The following is a 22,462-nucleotide window of genomic DNA, read 5'->3' as shown; positions in this document are numbered from 1 at the left end:
TCTTATGGTGTTGCTGTCTTAGGCAACGATGTCTATGTAGCTGACCATAACAATGGTCTTGTTGCTCTGAGAATGCAGCCTGATGTAGTCAATGAAACTGTAGCTGTGTACAATAATGAGGGTACCTGGGCTCAGTGGAGTGAAACTTTCGAATATGCAGAGATAGTTGGATTCGGCTGGGAAGACACTGAGCCAGTTGTAGGCGACTGGGACGGGGACGGAGTTAAAGAAGTAGGTGTCTATAACCCTGATGGAAACAATTTCGTCATCCAGAACGACACTAATGACGATGGATATGAAATCCTCGGTCTTGGCTGGGCGGGTGTAACACCTGTCGTAGGTGACTGGGATGGCGACAATACCGAAGAGGTAGGTGTATATGATAGCACCACAGGTAACTGGGCTTTGTGGAATACAACCACCAACAGTGCAGATGATGCCGATATTGTTGGATTTGGCTGGGCAGGTACCGAGCCGGTTGTAGGTGACTGGGATGGAGACGGAGTCACTGAGCTTGGTGTATACAATCCTGATGGAAACAATTTCGTCATTCAGGGAGCATCCGGTTCTGAAGAGATCGGTCTTGGCTGGTCCGGTGTAACACCTGTAGTCGGAGACTGGAACGGCGATGGTGAAGAAGAAGTAGGTGTATACGACAACGCTGGTAACTGGGCTCTGTGGAACACAGATTCCAACTCTGCTGAGATAGCTGGATTCGGCTGGGCAACCACTGAACCGGTTGTAGGCGATTGGGACGGAGACAACACCACTGAACTTGGTATATACAACACTGCAGGACACAATTTCTTGATTCAGACCGACTCCGGATATGAGGTCATAGGTCTTGGTTGGGCAGGTGTGTCTCCAGTTGTAGGTACCTGGACCTAATCTCCTTTTTTTAGAAAGGAGCTAGTACTCGCCAGAACACGAAATTTGAAATACTATTATGTGCTTTTGCACGGATGTAGAAGTTTATGATGTAATCTAAACTTCTACGTACTTTTCTTTTAAATCTCTGTCAAATGTGGATTAGCTTATTGTCTGTTTTTGACCATGGTCAAATAAACAAAACAATTCCAGGTATTTTTTTTCAATTATGTCCCATGAGTAATTTTTTTCCACATATCTTTTTCCATTTTCGCCCATCTTAGTTCTTTTCTGAGCGTTGGAACACAAAAATCTAAAACATTCACTAAATTCCTCATAGTTTTGATACCAAAGACCCGCATTGCTTCTCAGGCAGTGACCTTTCAAAACATCGCATTCTCCATTAGCCAATACGGGTATTCCGCAACCCATTGCTTCAAGGGTCACCAGAGATAAGCTTTCATAAGGTGAAGGCATGATCAAAAATTCTGCATCCTTTAGCAACGAATACTTATCATCTTCGGAAATAAAACCAAGATATTTGATCTTATTGTGTTTCGGTATTTCTATTGCATCCAAACCTGCGAGGACCAGTTTGGGAAGGTCCGGAACCTCTTTTACTAATCTCTGGTAGTATTCGAATAACTGATAACAACCTTTTGACCCTTCTATCCTGCCAATATATAGCACATATTTCATATTTTCTAGTTTTTCACTGTGAGGTATACTTGCGGGAATTTCGATTCCGCATCCTACTATATCAGATACTTTTTCTTTTTTGATATCCACTTTCCTTTCAACTAACTTCTTCTCTTCAGGTGTGCAATATATAATACCGCTTGCGCTCTCAAAGATCTCTTTTGTTATGCTAAGGTCAAGAGCAGGATCATTTTCAGCGAAAGGAACTATCAGTGATCTATTTTCAACTTCCTTTATTCCATAATATGTCGGATAGTATCGGAATGTGAAAAAAACAAAGCAATCATATTTGTTCCGGTTCTGCGAAATGTATTTTACCAGTTCAGGGCAATTTGGTCCCTGTTCAGTTATCCAGGAGATCTCATCGTTTACGCTATGTGTCGAGTAATAGACAGCTTCCTGGATCTTAGTATGCTTATTTGGATTTCTTTTTGTCGCGTTCGTGAATCTATGTATGCGAATTTTATTTAGCACATCAGGACCTTCAGGATATTCATTTTTCCAGAAATGATATTCTGCTGCACAGGTAGTAAGAATTTCAATTTCATGGTACTTACTCATTCTCTCGGCTACAAGCCTGGTGAAGTATTCGGCACCTCCAACAATATCTTCTCCATATCTCTGAACAACAAAAGCAATTTTCAAGTTTAAACGATCTCCTTCAATTTTGATATTATGGATCCTGCAATTCTATCCCATGAATATCTGGATTCGACAAGATTTCTGGCATTTATTCTCAATTTGTTTTGTAATATTTCTGTGTTGATCAGCTCGATCATTTTTTCATGGATCTGATCCTCAGAACAGATCAAAGCATGTTTCCCATTTTCAATATCCAGACCTCTTGCACCTATTGGAGTGCTGATCGTGGGAATGCCTGCGCTCATATAATCTAACATTTTTAGATTTGTTCCTGATCCGCTGAACATGGGATTTATGGCAAGGTCCGCCAGCTTGTAGAGTTCATATTTTTCATCTTCATCGACAACACCGAAAGCCAGAACGTTTTTTGGGAAATTTTCGTATTCATGAATATAATAGTGTTTTATGCTGCCGACAACCAAAAAAATGCAATCGGAAAACTTATTTGTTATTTCATCTAAAATGAACTTTAAAGCCTCCAAATTTGGAGGGTGCCAGCTACCAATAAACAAAATAGTATGGTAATCTGAGAGGCCTAGCTCTTTTTTCAAGCGCTTCTTCTCTTCCAGGCTGACCAGATCAATTTTTGATGTATCGACTCCATTGGGGGTTACAAGTACTTTATTTCGGTCAATGGCATACAACTGTACCAGCTGTTCCTTATCCTCATCAGAAGTTGTAAAAACAAGATCTGCTTTTTCAGCAGTTTCTTTCTCAATATCGAATACTTTCTTTGAGAAGTGAGTGCCCACATAGTCTTTTTTAAGAAGATACTCTACATTCTGAGACTCATAGACTATTACTTTTTCAGACAGGTCGACCACGTTTTTCAGTACAAACAGATATGGGTGTGGGAATATGATTATGTCTGATTCGTTGGCTAATCTTTGTACTTCATCAATGTAATTTTTAGATCTCTCCACAAGATCGATCATGAGCACATCATATAGATTTAAACCAGTCTTGCCTTCAATTTCCCACTGGCATCTTGCATGTTCGATGCTCTGGGGAATGCATATTTGTTTAAGTCCGTTTTTTAAGATCAGGTTCTGATGGTCCTTATCGCTTTCAATTATGGAGCAAACAGTTACATCAAATTTCTTTGCGAGTCTGGAGTATATATTGTATAATCTTTGCTGGCCTCCGCCTCTTGGAGGATAACAGGAATATGTAGCTAATACAAGTATCTTCTTTTTTCGGAGGAACCGAACATCTCTTTCTCCTATCAGTTTAGCTACGAAATTACTCCATGAGATATTTCTTACTCTTTCATTTGCAAGAAGTCCCATTTTTTTGGCTTCTTCCACATGTTCAACAAAATAATTAATTTTATCTGCTATTTCTTGCGGGTCAGGATCGACTATGAATCCTGTTTTTGCATCAGACACAAATTCCAGGGGACCACCACTGTCAAGTGCAGTTATAACCGGTTTGGCACTCATCATTCCTTCAATGGTGATGTAACCATAGTCTTCATCCTGAGGAACGAACAGGATCGCAAGGGCATTTGCATATAGGTCGACCAGCTCACTTTCGGTCACAAAGCCAAGGAATTCTATCCTTTCGTCAGCGCCAGCAAGTTCCATAAGTTTGTTCTTTTCAGGTCCTTCACCTGCGATCTTTAATTTGACATTATGCGGAACAAATTTCATGGCCTCTATAAGCATATGTATACGTTTTGGGCTGTCCAGCCTACTTGCGGTAAAGAGGTACTCAAAGCTCCGACACTCGAAATCTTCTGTTCTTGAAGGAGGGTATATGACATTGACCCGTGCAGAAGGCGGGAAGTAATCTTGTCGTCTTTTTACATTCTCTGATATGGAATAATATTCTCTGGTGTTTTCATACGACAGTGCCCAACGATCAAAGAAATGGATGATTTTTCTTATAAATGGTCCTGGAAATATGAATATCTCTTTTGCATATTTATCCTGTTCTAGTTGCAGCTGGAATAATTTTTGGAACAGATCTTCTACATTTTTCTGCTTTTTGATCCTTATTTCAGTAATATCAATAATCTCTTTTACAAGTCCTATTTTTAATTCTTCAGGAATCTCCGGATTATCATTGCACAAATGGTATGTATCATACAGTCCCCTTAATGGATGTACCATGTAAACTATGTGATTGCGATGCCTGACCATCCAGGAAGGGTATTTTGTCGAAATGACCATATCAAAATGAGACAGATCTAATTGATAGAATTTATAATAAGATTCAACTAAACTCCAGAAGTTATCTTCTTTAGTTGTTAATTTTATGAGTTCACACTGATGTGAAGTATAATCGTTAATGGCATCCTGCATCCCACTGAACAATAGTTCAGCTCCTCCGATAGTGAAAGGTACAGGACTTGGTGCAACGATCGCAATTTTCATATTATACCCCTTAATTACCCTTTCCCATGTTTGCAGAATCCTGTTCTACATAGAGTCTATTTTTAAGCATATTGATGTTGTCGTTATTTCGTAATTAACTTTGAACTCAATTCCACTCCAATTGCTATATCAGCTGCCTGTACACATATAGGTCTTCAATGCCAATTGATATTTTTCATACATAAAGCAAGTTCTCATGACAATCTGTGAAAGTCGATTCACGTAGAAATCTGTCAATAGGTAACACTTTCCTTATATATAGTTTTGGTGAATCCAAGCTTTAGAGGCTACAATATCTTTTGCATACGTTTACACCAGATAAAAATAAGAATAAAGACAAACAATACTTGGTTACGGGAGGATATTTTGGGGATTATATGTCATTCATTAGATTCCTTGTTTCTTTTCACAAGTTGAATGCAGTTTCCCCATGGATCATTCAAAACGATAAGTTTGTCTCCGGAAAGGGTAACAGGACAGTTTTCGATGAACCTGGTTCCGTTACTCGCAAAATATTCACTCTCTTTGTCGGGCTCATCACTTTCTACAGCAATATGCAGTTGCAGATGATGTGTGGTAAGTTCACACAGAGGTGATACTCCAGGGCCCTCTCCGGGTTCCAGCATCACCATATCTTCGGCATCCGTAAGGAAAGTCCCCGTCTTTTTATTATCTTCAGTAGTGAATTTGACGTTAGATCCCAATATGTTCGATGGCTTGTCTTTTCATATATGCCTGTCTTCACAGCGCGAACTTCACTTGCAGACCAAGTATCTCCCTTGCGCCCTTTGCAATATCCCTGGCCATTTCCGCACAGCCAATAGCAGCGCTCCATCTGTCAAGTACATGGCTTTGCATACCAAGATGATGTTCTATCTTTTCAACAACGTAAGGTATCTCAGCTACCGAACCTTCAACGAATACATCTCCATGCACACCGTAATCCTTCAATAGAATCTGTATGCTGGCTATTTCCATTGAAGCAAACAGTGCCAGTGTATCAAGTGCAAGCAAGGCCTGCGGTTCTTTTCTGCCGGCAGCATCAATTAGCTCATACCGATCAGCATAACCTGCTCTTTTGAGCACGCCAGTATCGGTGAATGCTTCATTAGCACTCTTCTTATCCTGGTCCACATCGCGGATAGCCCGGACATCCAATGGTCCGTGGCGCAGGCCGGGAGCAAATATGCAGGCATCTATAGCTCCTATGATCCGACCCTTTGCCACTCCCAGGGTCACCGTGTTCGAACTGATGTCAGAGAGCACGAAATCCTGAAAGCCTTTACAAAAGGCGTGGTATGCAATGCCTATCTTTTCCGGGCTGGTGGAATGGGAAAAGATATTCATTCTGGGATCAGTGTTGCTACCTTCGTGGATGCCCGGAATCACTACCGCAGGTATGCCGGAGTTCTGTATGGCATCAAAGACCTTTGACCCTCCTCCGGTCTTCTGACCAGCACCTTCGATACTTTGCACACCTCGATGCTGCACTGCATGGATATCTTCTATGGCAGTGATACCGTCGCCCATGGAATAGGTGACCGCGATCATTTCGATCTCTGTTCTACCGACTCCAAAATTTTCCTCAAGGGCAGCTATGATCTGTTCTCCGGACATGGCAGCTGCATCAGTGCGTAGTATTTCCAGCTTTACAGGTTCATATGTTCCTTCAAATAATGCCGCAAACCTCATTGCTGTCGTACCATGGTCCACTCCGACATAGATCATTTTATCCGGACTCCGTTCAATTGATATGTTCTACTATCATTCGATTCAATTCATTCATTACGCGCTCTCCACTTTGCACATCTCCCACAGTTGTGACAATTCTTAGTTCCTGGGAAGATGTACCATGGGAGATCAGCAACCTTAGGTTGCCCCTCTCATCCGGACGTAATACTTTGCCAATGATAAGGCCACCGGGATTGCTCTTTCCCCTTACAGTGATCACGGAAGGCACTATCTTTTTCACTTCTGCGTGGTGGCTTATGAGCCGCACAAGTTTTTTGCCATGCCTGCCACCAATTATTGTCGTATGGGAGCCTCCAATCTTATTACGGGGCTGTACGACCGTAGAACACTGTCTGATGTCCTCTTTCATCTCATGGGAATTCTAAGAAGTTCTATAAAATCATAGTGGTTTTACCTGAAATCGCAGGAATCGGAAGGTTAAAAAGAGGCAGGATGTCGGTTTATATACCTTCTATATCCCGCATATCTATCAGTTTAATGTCATTTCTTTCCAGAGCATTAACAGCAGTTTTTATGTCGTTGACCCTGAGGATGAGCAGTGCTTTTTCGGTCTTTGTGACGAAAGCATAGGCATAATCTATATTGATGTTCTCCTTGCCCAGCACATCAGCTATCTTAGCCAGTCCTCCGGGCACATCTTCCATCTGTACGCCAAGCACATTTGTCTCTGAGACGGTGAAACCTGTCTCATGCAATACTTCGTGGGCCAGGTCAGGATTGTCCACGACCATCCTTATGATCCCAAAGTCACCAGCCTCAGCTATGGTGAAAGCCCGGATGTTCACTCCGGCATCTCTGAACTTATCTGCGATGTTTGCAAGCCTTCCAGGCTTGTTCTCTGAAAACAGTGAGATCTGCTTTATTATCTTGTTTTCCATAGGACCACCATCTGTTCCTAATTAGGTAATGCGGTATCTGTTGTTATAATTTCCTGTTGTCAATGACCTTCTTGGATTTTCCCATGGACCTTGGAAGGCTGCCATGTTCCACAAGCTCCACTTTCACGGCCAGGTTCAATACTTTTTGCAAAGCTGAAGCCACTTTATCTTCCAGCTTTATTATATCGTTCACCTTGTCGCTAAAGGCAGCATCTGTCATTTCTATCTGCACGGCCATAACATCAAGTTCGTTAATTCTGTTCACTATTATCTGGAAGTGTTCCCCTACTTCCGGAATGTTCATGAGCACAGACTCTATCTGGCCAGGGAATACATTGATACCTCTTATGATAAGCATGTCATCCACACGGCCAAGTATACGCATGATACGCGGATGGGTCCGGCCACATCTGCAGGTTTCCTTGTTGAGCACAGTGTTGTCACCGATACGGTATCTTATAAGTGGCAATGCCTCCTTGGCAAGAGTCGTAATGACCAGTTCTCCTCTTTCCCCGTCAGGCAAAGATCTTCCGGTTTCAGGATCGATCACCTCTACCAAAAACTGGTCTGCCCAGATGTGGATACCATCCTGGTATGTACACTCTGTGAAAAGAGGACCACTGAGCTCTGAGGTCCCGAATACGTCGTATGCTTTAATTCCAGTTATCTCTTCAATTCGAACACGCATCTGTTGTGACCATGGCTCGGCTCCGAATATACCGATCTTAAGCTTAGTGTCATCCCTTATGCTTAGCCCCATGCTCTTTGCCACTTCTGTCATGAAGAGGAAATAAGATGGTGTACATGCCATGGTCGTAGTACCCAGGTCTTGCATAAGTTCTATCTGCTTTTCTGTGTTACCGGAACTTGTGGGTAATACTGTGCAGCCTACTTCTTCAGCACCATAATGCAGGCCGAGCCCTCCTGTGAACAGGCCATAACCATAGCTTACCTGGATAATATCCCCACGTCCGACGCCTATGGATGTCATGGCTCTTGCAAGTGATGTTGCCCATTCGTTTATGTCATTCTTCGTATATCCGACTACAGTGGGTTTTCCTGTTGTACCTGAAGATACATGGAAACGCGCAAGCTGTTCATTGGGCACGCAGAACATCCCGGTGGGATAAGTGTCCCTCAGGTCTTTTTTATATGTAAATGGCAATTTGGTTACATCTGCAAGGGTTTTGATGTCTTCCGGTTTTACTCCCGCTTCATCAAACCTCTTTCTGTAAAAGTCAGAATGGTGATAGACGTATCTTACTATACTTTTCAGTTTCTCTTCCTGTAATTTATTTAGCTCCTCAGGGGGCATTCTTTCAATAAGAGGATTCCAGTATTCTATCATATCTTCGCCTCTGTTTATGGACATATGAGTATCAGAAGGATTCGCAGATGGATGGATTTGGTTTATTTTCCAGTATCATCCTGACGCGTTCCTTACATTCGTTCAGTATTTCATTCATATCTGCCACTACATCTATCCCGGCGGCTCCTGCATGCCCTCCTCCTGTACCTTCATACCTGAAACTTATCTCTTCCATGATCTTTCCCAGGTTGACGCCCACATTAACAGCTTCCCGTTTTGCACGTCCGCTCACCCGGATCGTATCATCTCTTTCAGTACCAATGAAAGCTACATCTGCGCCGATGTTGAGGAACATAGAAGATGCTGCACCACCGAAGGAATTCACATGTGAACAAACCACCAGCCAATCATCTATCCTCTCTATCGTGGCTCTGGTGGCACATTTAAGCATTGCTATCCTCATGGATATGTCCTGAGGGGTTGCAGCCATCATTTCCAGCACATCTGCGTATTCCACTCCACTGGTTATGACTATCTCCGCAACGTTACGGAAAGTCTCGGATGTGGCATGTTTAAAATGGCCGGTGTCTGTTACTATACCCGTAAGCAGACCCAGTGCTGTGCGCCTCATGATCGGCGCATCCATACATTTGAGGATATCAAAGACTATCTCAGCTGTGGATGTAGCGTTACGGTGCAAATAGAATTCGGCGTTCTCGGTCAGGGCCGTCGTAGAATGGTGATCGATCACGCAATACTTCCCAAGCTTGATATCATTAAGCTGGGAACTTGTGGAAGTATCCACTACCAGGGTAATGTCGTATTCTGAGGGATCGGGCTTGTCCACAACATCTATTTCCAGCTTATTGATAAGCAGTGTTGCCATCTTGTTACAACCATCTACAAGTCCGACAGTTCCACCAAGTGCTTCGGCAAGTGCATAGGCACTGCTAACTGCATCCGGATCAGCATTCCGGTGGCATAAATATAATATCTTATTGAAGTCCAGAAGGCGGTTATAGAATTCTACTTCATCAACCTGCATGGAAACCTCTACTCATCACTTAACTAAGTAGTATGAGCATAAAAAGCAGGGGGAAGGGCACTTACTGTGCCTGCTGGCCCATTGACTGCTGTAGTTGTTCCTGCAGTTGAGTAAAACGTTTTGAAATGCGCTCTTCCTGTCTTGAGATAGATTGAATCCTTAAGGATAATGTTTCTATTTTTTCTTTGAGCTTGGAGATAGTTTCCTGCTTTTCAGATCTTATCTGCAGGTCACCTACTGTCCTGTATATTATAACATCATCTGATAGTTTTTCAAGTTCCTCTAGAGCAAGTTCAGATTCTTTCTGTAGCGTCTCCATCTGGGACTTCTGAATGGCAAGTGATTGCGCTTGCTGTTGAACCTGCTGCAACTGAGCAATCTGGTTCTGTACTTGAGGGGGTATTTGCGTACTCATGTGGTTTCACCTGAACCTGAATTAACCTTAAATGATTTTAATGTTTCTCTAATTGGACTGCATTTCCCCTTTTGTATGCTCCAGTACTTCGTATGCCACCTGTATCAGGCGTAACCAGGTATTCATTGTGGAACGCAGGGAAACAAGGTCTGATGCACCTACTTTCAAAATCAGTCTGCCTTCGAGCACTTGCAGATGTATTTCAGACCTATCGGTTACCGGTGTTTCAATCTCAGGCATCAAGGCTCTGTAAATAAGAAGCGCTTTGTCTGTTTCAAAGACTGATTCTGCAGTTGCTTCCACTGGATCGCCTACCGGATACTTTTAATGTTCAATCTGAACAGTTGTTGGCCATCATAGAGAAAATTGAGATGATCATTTGATATGTCGAGTACAAGAGGGGAAGAGGGCTCATCTACTAATTCCATTGCAACCATCTTAGCCAGGATCGGTGCGATGTCAGCGTGACCGGTTGCCACGGGCTCGACATTTTGATTCCTTTTTTTAGAAAGCTTGCTTACAGCAGTTACGCTTATCCGGATCGAAAGAAGCTCTCTTCCATCCGGTGCATGGAATATTAAGCTTCCGGGATTCCCGTGGTATTCTCCGACTATCAATAATGGACCATGACCATCTTCTATCAGGGAAAGAGTTTCTTTCATTCCCATCTTGCCACGGTTGATACACTCGCACTGAAAAAAAGAGGCAAGATTCTTGCAAAGAGCCCTGGTATTTATGGAAGGTTTGCGAGAAGAAGTAATCAACATACTTCTTACTCGGCTTTTATTTTTTTGATAGAGGTAGGCCTTTCCTTGACAAGTATGCGATGCCCGCAATAGTCGCAACGTATACCTAACGCCTTATAATTTATCTCTACCATTTTTTTGCAACGTGTGCACTTGTATCCCATAGTTGTTATCACTCACTCCAGGATTTCTGTTGCCTTCTTTACAGAGCGGGCAACTGTAAGGCCCACAGGTGTCTGAGGCAGGAATGTTCCGCCTGCAAAAGTATGGCCGCATTTTTTGCACTGCCAGATGCCTGTACCTATTCTCCTAACGGTCGGACGGGCACACTTTGCACAGGTGTGGGGCATATGCATTTTTTGTTCAAGATCTGCAACCAGTTTGCGATCTTTCCTACCATATCTCACACCAAATCTCCCTGCAGATCTGGTCACACGTCCTTTCCTTGAATATTTCTTTGCCATGAGCATTCTCCTTGATCTTCAGTATAGTGAAATTAACTTTTTATGTCAATGACCATTTGGCATCAGATGTTCATCAGGTATTTTTCTCTGATCTCTTCAGCTTTAGCACATGCCATGTCCACTGCTTTCAACAGCTGTTCCTGTGTTAGCATGCCCTCTCCTGTTTTCTGCATTGCAGAGATCGAGCCGTTCTGGTTGGATGCTATGGTCAATTTTGAATCTGCTACAGTTTCCTCTGAGAGTCCCGGATCGAGCATCAATTCCCCACCTATGTCCACCAGTGTAATACCTACGGGTATATCCCTGATTGGCATCATCATGTCTTCTCCCTTGCCTTCTCTTTTGGCCGGGATCTTTGCAGTCATGAGGGCAGCGATCGCACCAAGGCATGAGGCATCCTGAAGATTGCCATCGTCATTCAGTACATGCACATCTATGAATACGATCCAGACTTCTTCTCCTTCCGTAATACATAACTTGTTTAAATCAATTGCGCCTGATTCCCGGATTCCTCTGTCGGTGACCCTCGCCATCTCAATTGCGCCCTCTTTTGGTGGTCCTGCCTCGAAGTCCGGTGAAGCAAGTGGATTCATCTCCAGGTTTGTGATAATTACTCCTTCGTCCGGTGAATCGGGGAAAGGGGCACCTACCTGTACTTTAACACCTACCAGTACCTGGGTCTCTCCGATGCATACCTTTGCAGAACCTTCAGCCTTATCAATAACATTCGTCTGCACGGTAATTTTTCGATACTCATCGAACGAGCGACCATCTTCGCGTTTCCCTTTGAGCATCAGGTTGTAGATGTAGTCCTTCTTCAGTGAGGCCATTACTTCACTGCTCATATTTTTCACCTACCTTCTCTGCTTCAGAATCCTCGGAATCAGCCTTTTCGGAGTCTTCATCGTCAGTAAATTCTGTAAACTCATCATCGGAGGTCACTTCAGCAGGCTCAGATGCATCTGTTTTAACTACGATCACTTCGATGCCTTCTTCATCTTCAAAGTCGCATGCTTCAATATCTTCTTCGATGATCTCTATCTCATCCGGTATATCATCCAGCTTTTCTTCATCTACTTCTACAAGGCTTTCTACGACTTCCTCGCGAGATGCGAACTTCTTTTTCAAGGCTTCCTTCTGGATCTCAAGAATTTGTTGGCAGCCTTCTTTTGCCATTTCCAATGCTCTTTTGAACTCTTCCTTTGTCAGGTTTCCATCCATCTGGAGGAGAGATATCTCGCCATCCTGGGTCATGGCAATAGGGAGGTCCGCATCTCCAAAGTTGTCTTCATCTTTGTTAAGGTCAAGTACAAGCTGACCATTCACTTTACCCACGGCACATGCTGATATTAGTCCTTTCATAGGAATTCCGGCATCTGCAAGGGCAATGGATGCGGCGTTAATAGCTGCTGTCCTTGTACCTGCATCTGCCTGAAGCACTTCTGCAAACACGTCTATTACTGCGCTTGGGTAATACTTCGTCATAATAATAGGAGCAAAAGCATCTCTGCTCACTTTTGAGATCTCAATGCTCCTTCTGTTTGGTCCCGGTCTTGCCCGGTCCTCCACAGAAAAAGCTGCCATATTATATCTGTATCTTACTATTGCCTCATCGGGTTTCTGCATCCTGCGGGGGTGCAGTTCCCTTGGACCATATACGGCCGCCAGTATCTTGTTCTTGCCCCACTCCAGATAACATGAACCATCAGCCCTTGATAAGACACCTATCTCGATGGTCATGGGCCTGATCTCATCAACTGCCCGTCCATCCAGGCGCAGGCCGTTCTCATCAATGAACTTCTCAGGTTTATTAGCCATAATACATTCTCCAATATACACCAATCTTAATTCTTCCGATCATATGCAGAACATACAGTAACTTTCAGTTTTCCTCTGTATCAAGTAACTGATCTACTTTTTTGCTGGTTTCGTCTATCTTTTCCACGTCTTCAGCATCTTCTTCATCTTCAGAGGTTACAGTTTCTACTGTTTTCTCCAGATCGGCATCAATTTCTTCTACTCTCTCTTCTTCATGGTCCATTTCATTTTCTTTTTGTACTTCCAGGAATTGGCTGATCTTATCTGTCAGGCCAGATGTGTGGGATTCGCGGATGATCATATCAATGGCTTCTGAAAGTTTATCCATATTCTCATCTTTGCCATTTATCCATATCCTCCCATTCTGCCCGACAAATATCTCACAGTCAGTTTCCTTCTTCAACATTGAGACCATGGAACCATTGTGTCCGATAACACGAGGAACCTTCGAAGGCGGTACTTCAAGCAGCCTTCCTCCTTTGATCTTCCTTAACCCTTTCTCTCTAAGGGTAAGTTCTATCTTCATGGAAGCATCAACATCTTTTATTCTGAGGATAGCACAATCCCCTATGTTGAATATCTCTCGCATCATGGAAGATTCCACACGTCGTGGGTACTCTGATACATGCAACAGACCATCATAAGGAGAGCCAATATCAAAGATCCAGTTGGAAGAGGTTATCTCAAAAACAGTACCTATTACAAAATCCTTTCTTGAAGGAATGTACTTTCCTGAAAAAGGAATAACCGATATCCTGTTCTTTACATTAGTTACTCCATAAAGAAGGGAATATACCTTTCCCTCCTTTACATAGGTTCCGGAGCCCGATTCATTCGTATTCTCGGAAAGAAGTTGACCCGGAACTACAATTTCTCTATCCATTATCTAGCCTCTTATAAAAGTTTAGTTTCAGCATCACCCTTGGTGAGATGGTTCACAAGACCATAAAAATCGTTCTGCATTCCCGCTGGCATTTTTACAATGCCTACCCAGGAGCCATCACGTTGCCACTCTTCCCTGATCAGAGTTCCAAACTTGGCGATCTCCCCATATGATTTCGGTGCATATTCCCCAGGTACCTTTACGGCTATCTGCACTTCTTCAAAGCGTATGGGTATGATAGGCCGGATTGCCTTCATGACGATCATTACTTGTTCATCCACGGGTTTAAATGGATCGATATGCACCTTTGCCTCTTCCATGGCCTTCTCTATTCTGGAAGGGGGGTGTGGGGCTTTGGTCTGTGGATTTATTGCATTCTGTGCGATCGTACTAATTATGCGCTTGGTTTTCTCTTCAAGGATTCTCTTTCTCTGCTCCTTGGTTAACTGCAGTTCTCCATGTGAAATGATCTCCTTTGCAATGACCAGGGCATCTACTGTACCAAAAATATTGAGTAGATCGGATTCAGATGCATGTTCTCCCTGGCCTGCATCAGTAAAAATGGATTCTACTGCAATGATGTCTTCGATCTTTGCATCATCTCCTTTTCTCAATGCCAGTGCTCCCTCTGGCTCAACAAAGACCTCGTAGTGATTCTTGCCCTTTTTAAGCCTTGCAATAACGGATTCATCAAGAGATACCATCTTATATCCCCCTCTTTCATACACGGAGTAATTTTATATCACGTGAGTTCTTTCACTCGCCTGCAGCTTCATTATTGGAAATAGAGCCTGTGTCCTCTTTTACTTCTTTCTTCTGTTCTTCAAGGACCTTCGATACATATTGCTGTACTTCTTCTTCTGCAAGCTTGCGGAATGTGCGGTCCTGCAGTGTGACTACTCCTACTTCCAGTGTTGCAGCATCAAGCTTTCCTTCGGTGGACTTGTATAAGGCAGTCATTCCAAGCAGAATTGCTTCATCAATGCTCAGATCCCCGCGATACTCAGCCTCGAACACTTCCATAAAAGTGTTTCTCCCGGCACCAATAGCCGTGGCTTTATATTCCAGTAAGGCACCACTTGGATCACTTTCAAATAGTCTTGGTCGGGTATCGTCTACACCTGCTATAAGAAGTGCAGTTCCATAGGGCCTGACCCCTCCAAACTGTGTGTAATTCTGTTTGTGATCGCAAATCTTCTTTGCAAGCACTTCAACACCTATGTTTTCATCGTAGGATACTTTGTTGATCTGTGCTTCAACTCTGGCTCTGTCAACCAGTGAACGGGCATCGGCCACTAATCCTGAAGTAGCAACACCTATGTGGCTGTCTATCTGGAATATCTTCTCTATGGATTCAGCTTCGATTAGCCTGCTGGTAATTCTTTTATCCACTAGAAGTACAACGCCTTCCTTTGCCTTGATGCCTGCCGCAGTTGTTCCTCTTTTCACGGCTTCTCTGGCATATTCCACTTGAAAGAGCCTTCCATCCGGACTAAATACTGTGATGGCACGATCATAACCCATCTGTGGCGTCATTTGCATATCTAATCATCTCCTATTATTATCAAATTGTCTATTCTTCGGCTCTGTTCTATGAACATTGTTATTACTTATATATTAATGTGCTCGGTTTCTGATATGGCTGCACACTGTATATACTTTTGTGTCGCACCTTGCACAGTTCCTGATATGCCCAGCACATGTACTATTGCACGTTGCCCTCCAATACTGGTTATAGTGGCAAGCGCTGCACGAGATCTCTCTGCCATCATATGGGAACAGCGAAGTATACCTTTCTGTTTCTCAAAATCCAGCAATCTTAATCCGCATTCACTGGAACCTATATCACCAAACAGTGATCCTGTGGCAGCGAACATCTCGCGTAAAAGTTCTTCTCTTGACACATCACGTTCTGTTATTATCTCTATTGCAAGATAACGTTTCCTTTCTCTCAAACTGGATGGAAGTATTTTCAACAGAAATCCTCCTGCTTTTCAGGATAAACCTGTTCTTCCATGAGTTCAACACCATCCATAATATAGCTACTAGCTTTTCTTTTTGTTTTAAGTATAGCAGTGGGTGTAAGTGTCATGGCTTCTATTGCTTCTTCCTTTGACATCCCGAATAAACTTGCCAATGCTATGAGCTCTCTTGGTCCTCTTATGTCGTAAATGGACCGCGCACCACTTGTTAGCACCATATGCACTTTGAACTTTCTTGCAAGCATCAGGCGCTGCTCAAGTTCTGATAGTGCATGCACTCTTTTCCCGCCTCTATATCTTATCAGTGATCCCACATCGAATTCTAAGGCAATTCCTCTGTCAGCAGCAGATTTTGCGATCACATGATCTAGGCCACTGTCCTTAATGCCAAAAGGTAATGATAATATATCCACATTCGAGGTTTCAACTGCCGACCTGTTGAGTTTATCCGACCCTCCCTGCACTATCACAAAATTAGCCTTTCGAGCATATCGACTGATCTGGGAGTGCAATTTTGAAGGATTCTCTTCATGTATCTCTATTCCATGCACAAGGTCAAAAAAAGTATTGCATGGGCTAGTATATGGTAAAGGCCCTTTATTAGATACTTCCATTATACCCGCACCTGTGAATCCGAAATGTTTTGTAAGTGAGAGGAATCTTTCCATTGCTGGATCATCTTCAGGCACGTAACGAATGCAAAGGTCATAATAACCTTCAACCAAATAACTCCTCCACTATCTTTCCAGCCATTTCCCTGTTCTTAGGGTATGTTTCTATCTTCACTTTAGCAGTAATGGCATCGGAGGATGACACGAGTTTTACACGACCCATGTAAGCTTCTTGTTTATCAAAGCGCAGATGAAATAACTGATCCTCATCAAGCCTGTCGGGCATTTCTCTTCTAAGGATTTCAATATCTTCCAATGTCATATTATTGTGGACGAACTCAGAGAAAGCCTTTGTGTCATGCTTACGGGTGAGCTGTATGCTGAAAATAGTTATTGGGTTCCCATAGTGTCCTTCAGCTTCGACCGTATCAACTATCTCTGCCAAAGAATTGGGAAACTTCTTCTTGAGAGAGTTCTTTAAAAACAAACCCAGGGTATCCATAACCCTGGATTTTTCTTCTGTCGAGTGAGCTATCACTCGCAAACTTATATGGTGGATCACTTGCCCCTGTTCATGTTAGACCTGATACTGGGCCGGTTCTTTTCGGTTCCCGTACCACGTTTCCCCATACCTCTGCCCTTCATGCCGGCACTGGTCTTTCCACGGAATACACGCCTCTTCTGGCTGCTGTTGCAGATCCAATTAAGGTTGCTATCGCTCTTGATCACAGGATGGCTCGGGTCCAGAAGGATCACTTCGTACCACTTGGCTTTACCGTCCTCGCCTACCCAGTAGGAGTTAAGAACTTCCATGTTGGGATATTTTCTCGCTGCACGCTCTTCAGCCATTCTCTGTATGCTTTTGCCTGCAGTGGTCTTGTTCTTACCCATGTTGTGGCTGCGTCTTCCGCGTACATATCTTGGATTCCTGCGGCTGCCTCTTCTTACTTTCGCACGCACCACTATTATTCCTTGTTTTGCCTTGTAGCCAAGAGACCTTGCACGGTCTATACGGGTAGGCCTTCTTATCTTCACGATGGAACCCTGTTCTCTCCATTCCTGGAGCCTCTCCCATCTCAGATCCTTGACATAAGTGGCATCAGGGTTCTTCCAGGCATCTCTTATATATCCATAAAATGATTTAGACAATTGTTTTCACCTTGTTTCATTTTCAGTTTCACGGTTCAGCCCGATTGTGGGCCACATTCCCACGGGATCTCTCCCGAATGAAACGTGACTTAGTACACACTTGATATGATTTAAATGTTTTTGCCAAATGCTGTCTCTCTACTTAATGTAATTCCAACACTTCTATTGCAATTGCTCGCCGGGCTGCCGTTCCAAATAAGCTGAGGCATTCTTCAGAGTCTCGACCATATTCGATATATTTTGCATTATTTTCTCGATATATGCTCTATTCTGTGTTTTTGTCTCCTGGTCCAGGAGCACTTGTACATAATCCTGTATAGCAGATACCGGACCAAGCAAGTCCTGGTTGAGCAGGCCAGTGAACATTTCTCTCATTTCATTTAAACTTAGTAACAGCTCATCTTTCATCCGTAATTCAGTGATGTCCTTTCCGGAACATATCAATGCCTCGATATTCCCATCGCTGTCATAAATAGGTGACTCGCTCCAGCTAACAATTATCGTCCCTCCGTCCTTCTTTAGGATCTTTCTCTCAATAAAGGATGGAGTATCTATTTTCTTCGTTATTATATTGTTGAAAATCTCTTTTTCTCTCTCTCTGTCCTCAGGTAAGACCAGCACATCGAACATATTCTGCCCAATAAGTTCAAACTCATCATAACCAAGGGATTCATTTCCCGTACGGTTCATAAGGTTGATCTTTTGTTCACGGTCCACTACGAGCATTACAACCCCAGCTACATCGATACACTGGTATGCATAATTACGTTCTGCAAGTATCCGGTCCTGGAGATGTTTTATTCTTGTAAGGGATTTTACACGTGTCACAAGTTCAAGCCTATTCACAGGCTTACTTAAGAATTCGTCTGCACCGGACTCAAGGCCTTTGATCTTTTCATCCTTTCCTGAAAGTGCTGTTACCATTATTATAGGAATGAATTGGGTCTCTACAGACGTCTTCAAGACCTTACATACCTCATATCCGTTCATATCAGGCATCATCACATCAAGGATTATTACCGAAGGCTTCTCGGACCTGGCTTTCTCAAGTGCCTCCTTGCCATTATATGCTCTGATTATTTCATAATCTGACTTGAGATAAAGTTCCATAAGATCTACGATAGCTGGCTCATCATCAACTACTAGTACCCTGTCAAGATTTGATCCTATCATGTTAACCTCTACTACAATCTGTTATTCAGGGAAGAATGTATGGTCGTTTTGAATTTGCTATCATCTGGTATAAAGTTCCCTCCACAGCATATATAATTTTTGTGAGCCATTTTTTCAAAGACCTTAATATCATCTATGTCTTTGTACACTCTGTTTCTAAACATGCTATTATCCATCCTTTATACATCTCATTTCCTCATAAAGTCCATATCTATTTGAATAAGTAAATAAGTATCGTATCATCTAAAAGTTCAAAAATAGTAACTACTTTTTGTCAAAAATCTCATGTCTCTTTCAAGTCACATAGCATAATAAAAAATGGGGTTGGTGAGATTTGAACTCACGATCGACGGGTCTCTCCGAACAAATGCTTCTCAGCATTCCGAGCACATATCAGTGCTCCAACGGCTCCTCACCGATAAGCCCCGTCGGGCATATCTCAGTAGACCCGTTGTTCATCATCTATCCGCTGGAGCCCGTCGCCATGCCGGGCTAGGCCACAACCCCTGATAGGTGTATCCCCCTGAATACATCTTATTACTGATATATCTATCGGTAATGGCTCTCGAATCTATCTGTTATTTTCCCTGTATATGATTTCTGCTAAGATGCAACTTTATTTATTTACCGCATGAAATAGTATAGAAAATTGTTAACTTATGTTCATGAATACTTTTAAATAATATTACTTCACATCTTAATCTGGGTTAGGAAGAGAGAATAAGAAAGTTGTATGATCTACATCATATGTTCTTAAAAAAGTCAACTATATCTCTGTGCTTTAGAACTGTGTACCTAAGTGTACTTTCTCTTCCCTATCTACTCAATTTATGGAGAGAATAATGTGTCACTTGCAAGCAGTAAAAATGTTTGTTCTATTGAAGAGCAGCATCTGAATGGCGAATCTCTGAAAAATAATCTTAGTGCACAAGTCAAATTATGCAGTTTTTGCCGAACACCTCTGAAAAAGCAGGTGATCGGCTCAAATATAGTTTACTACTGTAAACACTGTGGATGTACCCGATCCACATAAATTCCTTTTTTTAGTTTTATATCTTACTTCACTCTGTCAATATCTCCATACTTTGAGAGTTTTTCGCAGAGTATTTCTATCTCAGTTCTCAGTCTTTCTACGGGGATGCCGAACATCTGTGTGAGGTATATGGCTCCGCCTGCACCAACTCCTTCTTTTACGAATCCGGCCTCATATTGTCTAAGGCCCTGCAGGCGTGATTGCCCGAATCCAGGGTCAGTGGCATAGGCTTTTGCACCCAGTTCCTCTGCAAGCTGGGCAAAGTGGGCAGAAGTGTCATTCATCACATAGCAAGTTGTCACAATGGTGATGTTATCTGTCTTATGTCCAAGGTGTTTGATCACGCCGAACACTGTTGCCATCTGAGTGCCGCCTGCAAGGATCACCGGTATATCTTCGAGCCCTACAGCTATCCCTGCCACTGCTGCCATCATAGGATCACCCACGCATCTGATAGCTTCCATGGGATTGTTGCGAAGATCGCCTGGTTTGATGCCGGAAGAATCCAAGGCTTCACTTACAACCTGTTTTTTAAGTTCTAGTGGATTGGTGGAAGCACTACTGCTTACATTTCCATTATAACCAAGGGCTGCCAGCACCGCATTAGCAGTAGTGGTGCCTGCTGGTATGCTTTCACCTATCATTACAAAGTCATATTTATCCTTAAGCTCCCTGCCCAGCTTAAACCCGCGTTCAAAGATGCCCTGTGCATCAGGGACAGCTATCGGCTCACGTATATCTTTTCCCGGCGATCCGCTGATATCTATAAGAGGTACTATTTTCGCAGGCAGGATCTTCAGTCCTGCATTAACGAGCATATGTTTAACGCCGGTAAGGTCAAGAGCCACCCTGGTAATAAGTGCAGGGGTAGGTGTATCGTAAGGTGGTGTCATGGGTAGAATGGGAATGTCCACGACCATGCCAGTCTCAAGAACCTCGGCGTCTCCCGGTGGTGTGTAGTCTGTCAGTTTTGCTGTCTTACCGGCAGCAGAGAGACCTTCTATGTAAGCCGTCTCAGTATTTGCCAACACGCACAGGAACAATGGTCTTTCAGGCATCTTCATATTTTCCGGTGATGGTCCTTCCATGATACACCCCTCTTTTTCAGCAAAAAGTAAGTTGCAGGAATCAATATTTCCTTGCTACATAAACTTTTACACTTGCATCCTTACCGCATACAGGGCACTGTCCCTTGTGGTCTTCTTCCTGTCCGGTGGGTATTCCCAGAATGCCTGCACCTATCTCCTCCTCTATCTGCAAACCACATGCCTTTTCGCCACACCAGGGGATCAGTGCGATGCCTTCAGGCAATTTCTCTTTGACATCTTCAAGAGAAGAGCAAGTAAATATGCGTGCTTTTACATCTGCGACTGCTTTCTCAAAGAGGCTGGACTGAATAATTTTAAGTGTCTCTTCAACTTCCGGCAGTATGTTTTCAATAGGTGCCTGTCTTTTTTCGCCAGTATCTCTGCGAACCAGCACAGCAACACCATTTTTGAGATCGCGGGGGCCAATTTCAAGTCTCAGGGGAACACCTTTCATTTCCCATCTATAATATTTGGCTCCGGGGCGATCGTCGCTGACGTCTATTTTCACGCGGATTCCAGCGTCTTGCAGAAGTTGTTGTACCTTTTCGCATGTAAGGATCACATCAGATGGATCCTTGAACACTATGGGGATGATCACTACCTGTATAGGGGCGATTTCCGGGGGCAATACAAGACCTTTGTCATCGCCGTGTATGGATATCAATGCAGCTATTGAGCGTTCTGAAACACCATAGCATGTCTGATTGGCATACACCTGTTCTCCTGCCGGGTTCTCATACTTTATTTCAAATGTCTTGGCAAAGTTGTCACCAAGATGATGGGCCGTACCTACCTGTAAGGTCTTACCGTCAGGCATCAATGCATCAACAGCTATGGTATAATCGGCTCCCGGGAATTTATCCCAGTCAGGACGTTTTGAAGCAAGCACAGGCACTGCCAGTCTGCGATAGAACTCTGTATAGATCCTTATGGCCTCATCCACCTGTTCTGCAGCTTCTTCCCAGGTTGCATGTACGGTGTGGGCCTCTTTGAAAGAAGTGATCTCTCTTAATCTTATTAGTGGCCGGGTATGCTTTGTCTCATACCTGAACGTGTTAACTACCTGATACAATTTCAAAGGCAGATCTGCATGAGAACGCACCCATAATTTGTACATAGGATAAATAGCAGTCTCGCTGGTCGGCCGCAGGGCAAGTTTCACATCCAGGGGAGAAGTACCGCCATGAGTGACCCAGTATACCTCATCCTCAAAGCCCTTTATGTGCTCAGCCTCTTTCATGAACTCATGTTCAGGGATAAGAAGCGGGAACAGTGTTTCCATGTGGTCCTTGTCCAATAGTTCCCTTATTATATTGTATACATTTTTTCTGATCGTAAAACCGAATGGGTACCATACATACAGACCTTTCACAGGATACCGCACATCCATTATTTCAGCTACCTGTAAGAGTTCATTATACCATTCACTAAAATCCTTCTTCGCAGGAAGGGTTGCTTCTTTCTCCTTTTCTGTCATGAAGTCACCTGCTATCTTGATCTGCAGGTATAAACAGATGCATTGCTTATAGG

At 43.2% G+C, this 22,462-nt stretch carries 26 protein-coding genes and 1 tRNA gene; 1 reads left to right on the top strand and 26 read right to left on the bottom strand.

What is annotated here, in order from left to right; all coding sequences use genetic code 11:
• The coding region (locus ACCM36_RS10825; RefSeq protein WP_370573766.1) for a hypothetical protein at positions 1 to 888 on the top strand (888 nt) is incomplete at its 5' end.
• Positions 889 to 1,029: 141 nt separating this feature from the next.
• Here ACCM36_RS10825 and ACCM36_RS10820 read toward each other — a convergent pair.
• From ACCM36_RS10820 to proS, 26 genes are all read right to left on the bottom strand, one after another.
• Positions 1,030 to 2,211, bottom strand: a complete 1,182-nt coding sequence (locus ACCM36_RS10820; RefSeq protein WP_370573765.1) for a glycosyltransferase family 4 protein — start codon at positions 2,209 to 2,211, stop codon at positions 1,030 to 1,032.
• A 2-nt stretch (positions 2,212 to 2,213) separates the two neighbouring features.
• The gene (locus ACCM36_RS10815) at positions 2,214 to 4,586 is read right to left on the bottom strand and encodes a glycosyltransferase family 4 protein (protein WP_370573764.1); all 2,373 of its coding nucleotides are present in this window, start codon (positions 4,584 to 4,586) and stop codon (positions 2,214 to 2,216) included.
• Positions 4,587 to 4,966: 380 nt separating this feature from the next.
• A complete protein-coding gene (locus tag ACCM36_RS10810; RefSeq protein WP_370573763.1) occupies positions 4,967 to 5,290 on the bottom strand; it encodes a VOC family protein in 324 nt (107 codons plus the stop codon).
• Between the two features lie 37 nt (positions 5,291 to 5,327).
• Entirely contained in the window at positions 5,328 to 6,314 is a 987-nt protein-coding gene (locus ACCM36_RS10805) for a methanogenesis marker 12 protein (RefSeq protein WP_370573762.1), read from the bottom strand.
• Positions 6,315 to 6,330: 16 nt separating this feature from the next.
• A complete protein-coding gene (locus ACCM36_RS10800; RefSeq protein WP_370573761.1) occupies positions 6,331 to 6,687 on the bottom strand; it encodes a DUF2103 domain-containing protein in 357 nt (118 codons plus the stop codon).
• A gap of 91 nt (positions 6,688 to 6,778) precedes the next feature.
• Positions 6,779 to 7,216, bottom strand: coding sequence for an ACT domain-containing protein (locus ACCM36_RS10795; RefSeq protein ID WP_370573760.1), 438 nt, complete (start codon positions 7,214 to 7,216; stop codon positions 6,779 to 6,781).
• A gap of 43 nt (positions 7,217 to 7,259) precedes the next feature.
• On the bottom strand, positions 7,260 to 8,564 hold the full coding sequence (locus tag ACCM36_RS10790; RefSeq protein ID WP_370573776.1) for a phenylacetate--CoA ligase family protein: 1,305 nt from the start codon (positions 8,562 to 8,564) through the stop codon (positions 7,260 to 7,262).
• Positions 8,565 to 8,595: 31 nt separating this feature from the next.
• Complete coding sequence (locus tag ACCM36_RS10785) at positions 8,596 to 9,570, bottom strand: bifunctional oligoribonuclease/PAP phosphatase NrnA (RefSeq protein WP_370573759.1); 975 nt, start codon at positions 9,568 to 9,570, stop codon at positions 8,596 to 8,598.
• 61 nt (positions 9,571 to 9,631) lie between these two features.
• Positions 9,632 to 9,985: a prefoldin subunit beta gene (locus ACCM36_RS10780; protein WP_370573758.1), complete on the bottom strand. Its 354-nt coding sequence runs from the start codon at positions 9,983 to 9,985 to the stop codon at positions 9,632 to 9,634.
• A gap of 48 nt (positions 9,986 to 10,033) precedes the next feature.
• Complete coding sequence (locus tag ACCM36_RS10775; RefSeq protein WP_370573757.1) at positions 10,034 to 10,288, bottom strand: KEOPS complex subunit Pcc1; 255 nt, start codon at positions 10,286 to 10,288, stop codon at positions 10,034 to 10,036.
• An 8-nt stretch (positions 10,289 to 10,296) separates the two neighbouring features.
• Complete coding sequence (locus tag ACCM36_RS10770) at positions 10,297 to 10,653, bottom strand: hypothetical protein (RefSeq protein WP_370573756.1); 357 nt, start codon at positions 10,651 to 10,653, stop codon at positions 10,297 to 10,299.
• A 104-nt stretch (positions 10,654 to 10,757) separates the two neighbouring features.
• Entirely contained in the window at positions 10,758 to 10,895 is a 138-nt protein-coding gene (locus ACCM36_RS10765; protein WP_370573755.1) for a DNA-directed RNA polymerase subunit P, read from the bottom strand.
• A gap of 12 nt (positions 10,896 to 10,907) precedes the next feature.
• A complete protein-coding gene (locus ACCM36_RS10760) occupies positions 10,908 to 11,195 on the bottom strand; it encodes a 50S ribosomal protein L37ae (RefSeq protein ID WP_370573754.1) in 288 nt (95 codons plus the stop codon).
• A gap of 62 nt (positions 11,196 to 11,257) precedes the next feature.
• Entirely contained in the window at positions 11,258 to 12,049 is a 792-nt protein-coding gene (rrp42, locus tag ACCM36_RS10755; RefSeq protein ID WP_370573753.1) for an exosome complex protein Rrp42, read from the bottom strand.
• Positions 12,030 to 13,013 (bottom strand): exosome complex exonuclease Rrp41, encoded by a 984-nt coding sequence (rrp41, locus tag ACCM36_RS10750; protein WP_370573752.1) that lies wholly within the window; start codon positions 13,011 to 13,013, stop codon positions 12,030 to 12,032. The genes rrp42 and rrp41 overlap by 20 nt, the downstream gene beginning before the upstream one ends.
• 64 nt (positions 13,014 to 13,077) lie before the next feature.
• On the bottom strand, positions 13,078 to 13,896 hold the full coding sequence (gene rrp4, locus ACCM36_RS10745; protein ID WP_370573751.1) for an exosome complex RNA-binding protein Rrp4: 819 nt from the start codon (positions 13,894 to 13,896) through the stop codon (positions 13,078 to 13,080).
• A gap of 11 nt (positions 13,897 to 13,907) precedes the next feature.
• Positions 13,908 to 14,600 (bottom strand): ribosome assembly factor SBDS, encoded by a 693-nt coding sequence (locus ACCM36_RS10740; RefSeq protein ID WP_370573750.1) that lies wholly within the window; start codon positions 14,598 to 14,600, stop codon positions 13,908 to 13,910.
• Positions 14,601 to 14,652: 52 nt separating this feature from the next.
• Complete coding sequence (gene psmA, locus ACCM36_RS10735; protein ID WP_370573749.1) at positions 14,653 to 15,438, bottom strand: archaeal proteasome endopeptidase complex subunit alpha; 786 nt, start codon at positions 15,436 to 15,438, stop codon at positions 14,653 to 14,655.
• 68 nt (positions 15,439 to 15,506) lie between these two features.
• Entirely contained in the window at positions 15,507 to 15,872 is a 366-nt protein-coding gene (locus ACCM36_RS10730; protein WP_370573748.1) for an Rpp14/Pop5 family protein, read from the bottom strand.
• Positions 15,869 to 16,603 carry a ribonuclease P protein component 3 gene (gene rnp3, locus ACCM36_RS10725; RefSeq protein ID WP_370573747.1) on the bottom strand — a complete coding sequence of 245 codons (735 nt, stop codon included), beginning with the start codon at positions 16,601 to 16,603 and terminating at the stop codon, positions 15,869 to 15,871. Before rnp3 ends, ACCM36_RS10730 begins: the two co-directional genes overlap by 4 nt.
• Positions 16,596 to 17,027 carry an RNA-binding protein gene (locus ACCM36_RS10720; RefSeq protein WP_370573775.1) on the bottom strand — a complete coding sequence of 144 codons (432 nt, stop codon included), beginning with the start codon at positions 17,025 to 17,027 and terminating at the stop codon, positions 16,596 to 16,598. Before ACCM36_RS10720 ends, rnp3 begins: the two co-directional genes overlap by 8 nt.
• Before the next feature lie 20 nt (positions 17,028 to 17,047).
• Positions 17,048 to 17,638 carry a 50S ribosomal protein L15e gene (locus tag ACCM36_RS10715; protein WP_370573746.1) on the bottom strand — a complete coding sequence of 197 codons (591 nt, stop codon included), beginning with the start codon at positions 17,636 to 17,638 and terminating at the stop codon, positions 17,048 to 17,050.
• A gap of 162 nt (positions 17,639 to 17,800) precedes the next feature.
• Entirely contained in the window at positions 17,801 to 18,811 is a 1,011-nt protein-coding gene (locus ACCM36_RS10710) for a response regulator (protein WP_370573745.1), read from the bottom strand.
• A gap of 319 nt (positions 18,812 to 19,130) precedes the next feature.
• Positions 19,131 to 19,318 (bottom strand) — tRNA-Trp (locus ACCM36_RS10705).
• 549 nt (positions 19,319 to 19,867) lie between these two features.
• Positions 19,868 to 20,932: a nicotinate mononucleotide-dependent phosphoribosyltransferase CobT gene (cobT, locus tag ACCM36_RS10700; RefSeq protein WP_370573744.1), complete on the bottom strand. Its 1,065-nt coding sequence runs from the start codon at positions 20,930 to 20,932 to the stop codon at positions 19,868 to 19,870.
• 40 nt (positions 20,933 to 20,972) lie between these two features.
• On the bottom strand, positions 20,973 to 22,409 hold the full coding sequence (gene proS, locus ACCM36_RS10695; protein ID WP_370573743.1) for a proline--tRNA ligase: 1,437 nt from the start codon (positions 22,407 to 22,409) through the stop codon (positions 20,973 to 20,975).
• Positions 22,410 to 22,462 lie beyond the last annotated feature (53 nt).

It is taken from the genome of Methanomethylovorans sp. (genome assembly GCF_041305605.1).
Classification (GTDB): domain Archaea; phylum Halobacteriota; class Methanosarcinia; order Methanosarcinales; family Methanosarcinaceae; genus Methanomethylovorans.
Note: the sequence above shows the minus strand (reverse complement) of the source record. Positions and strands in the feature narration are given on the sequence as shown.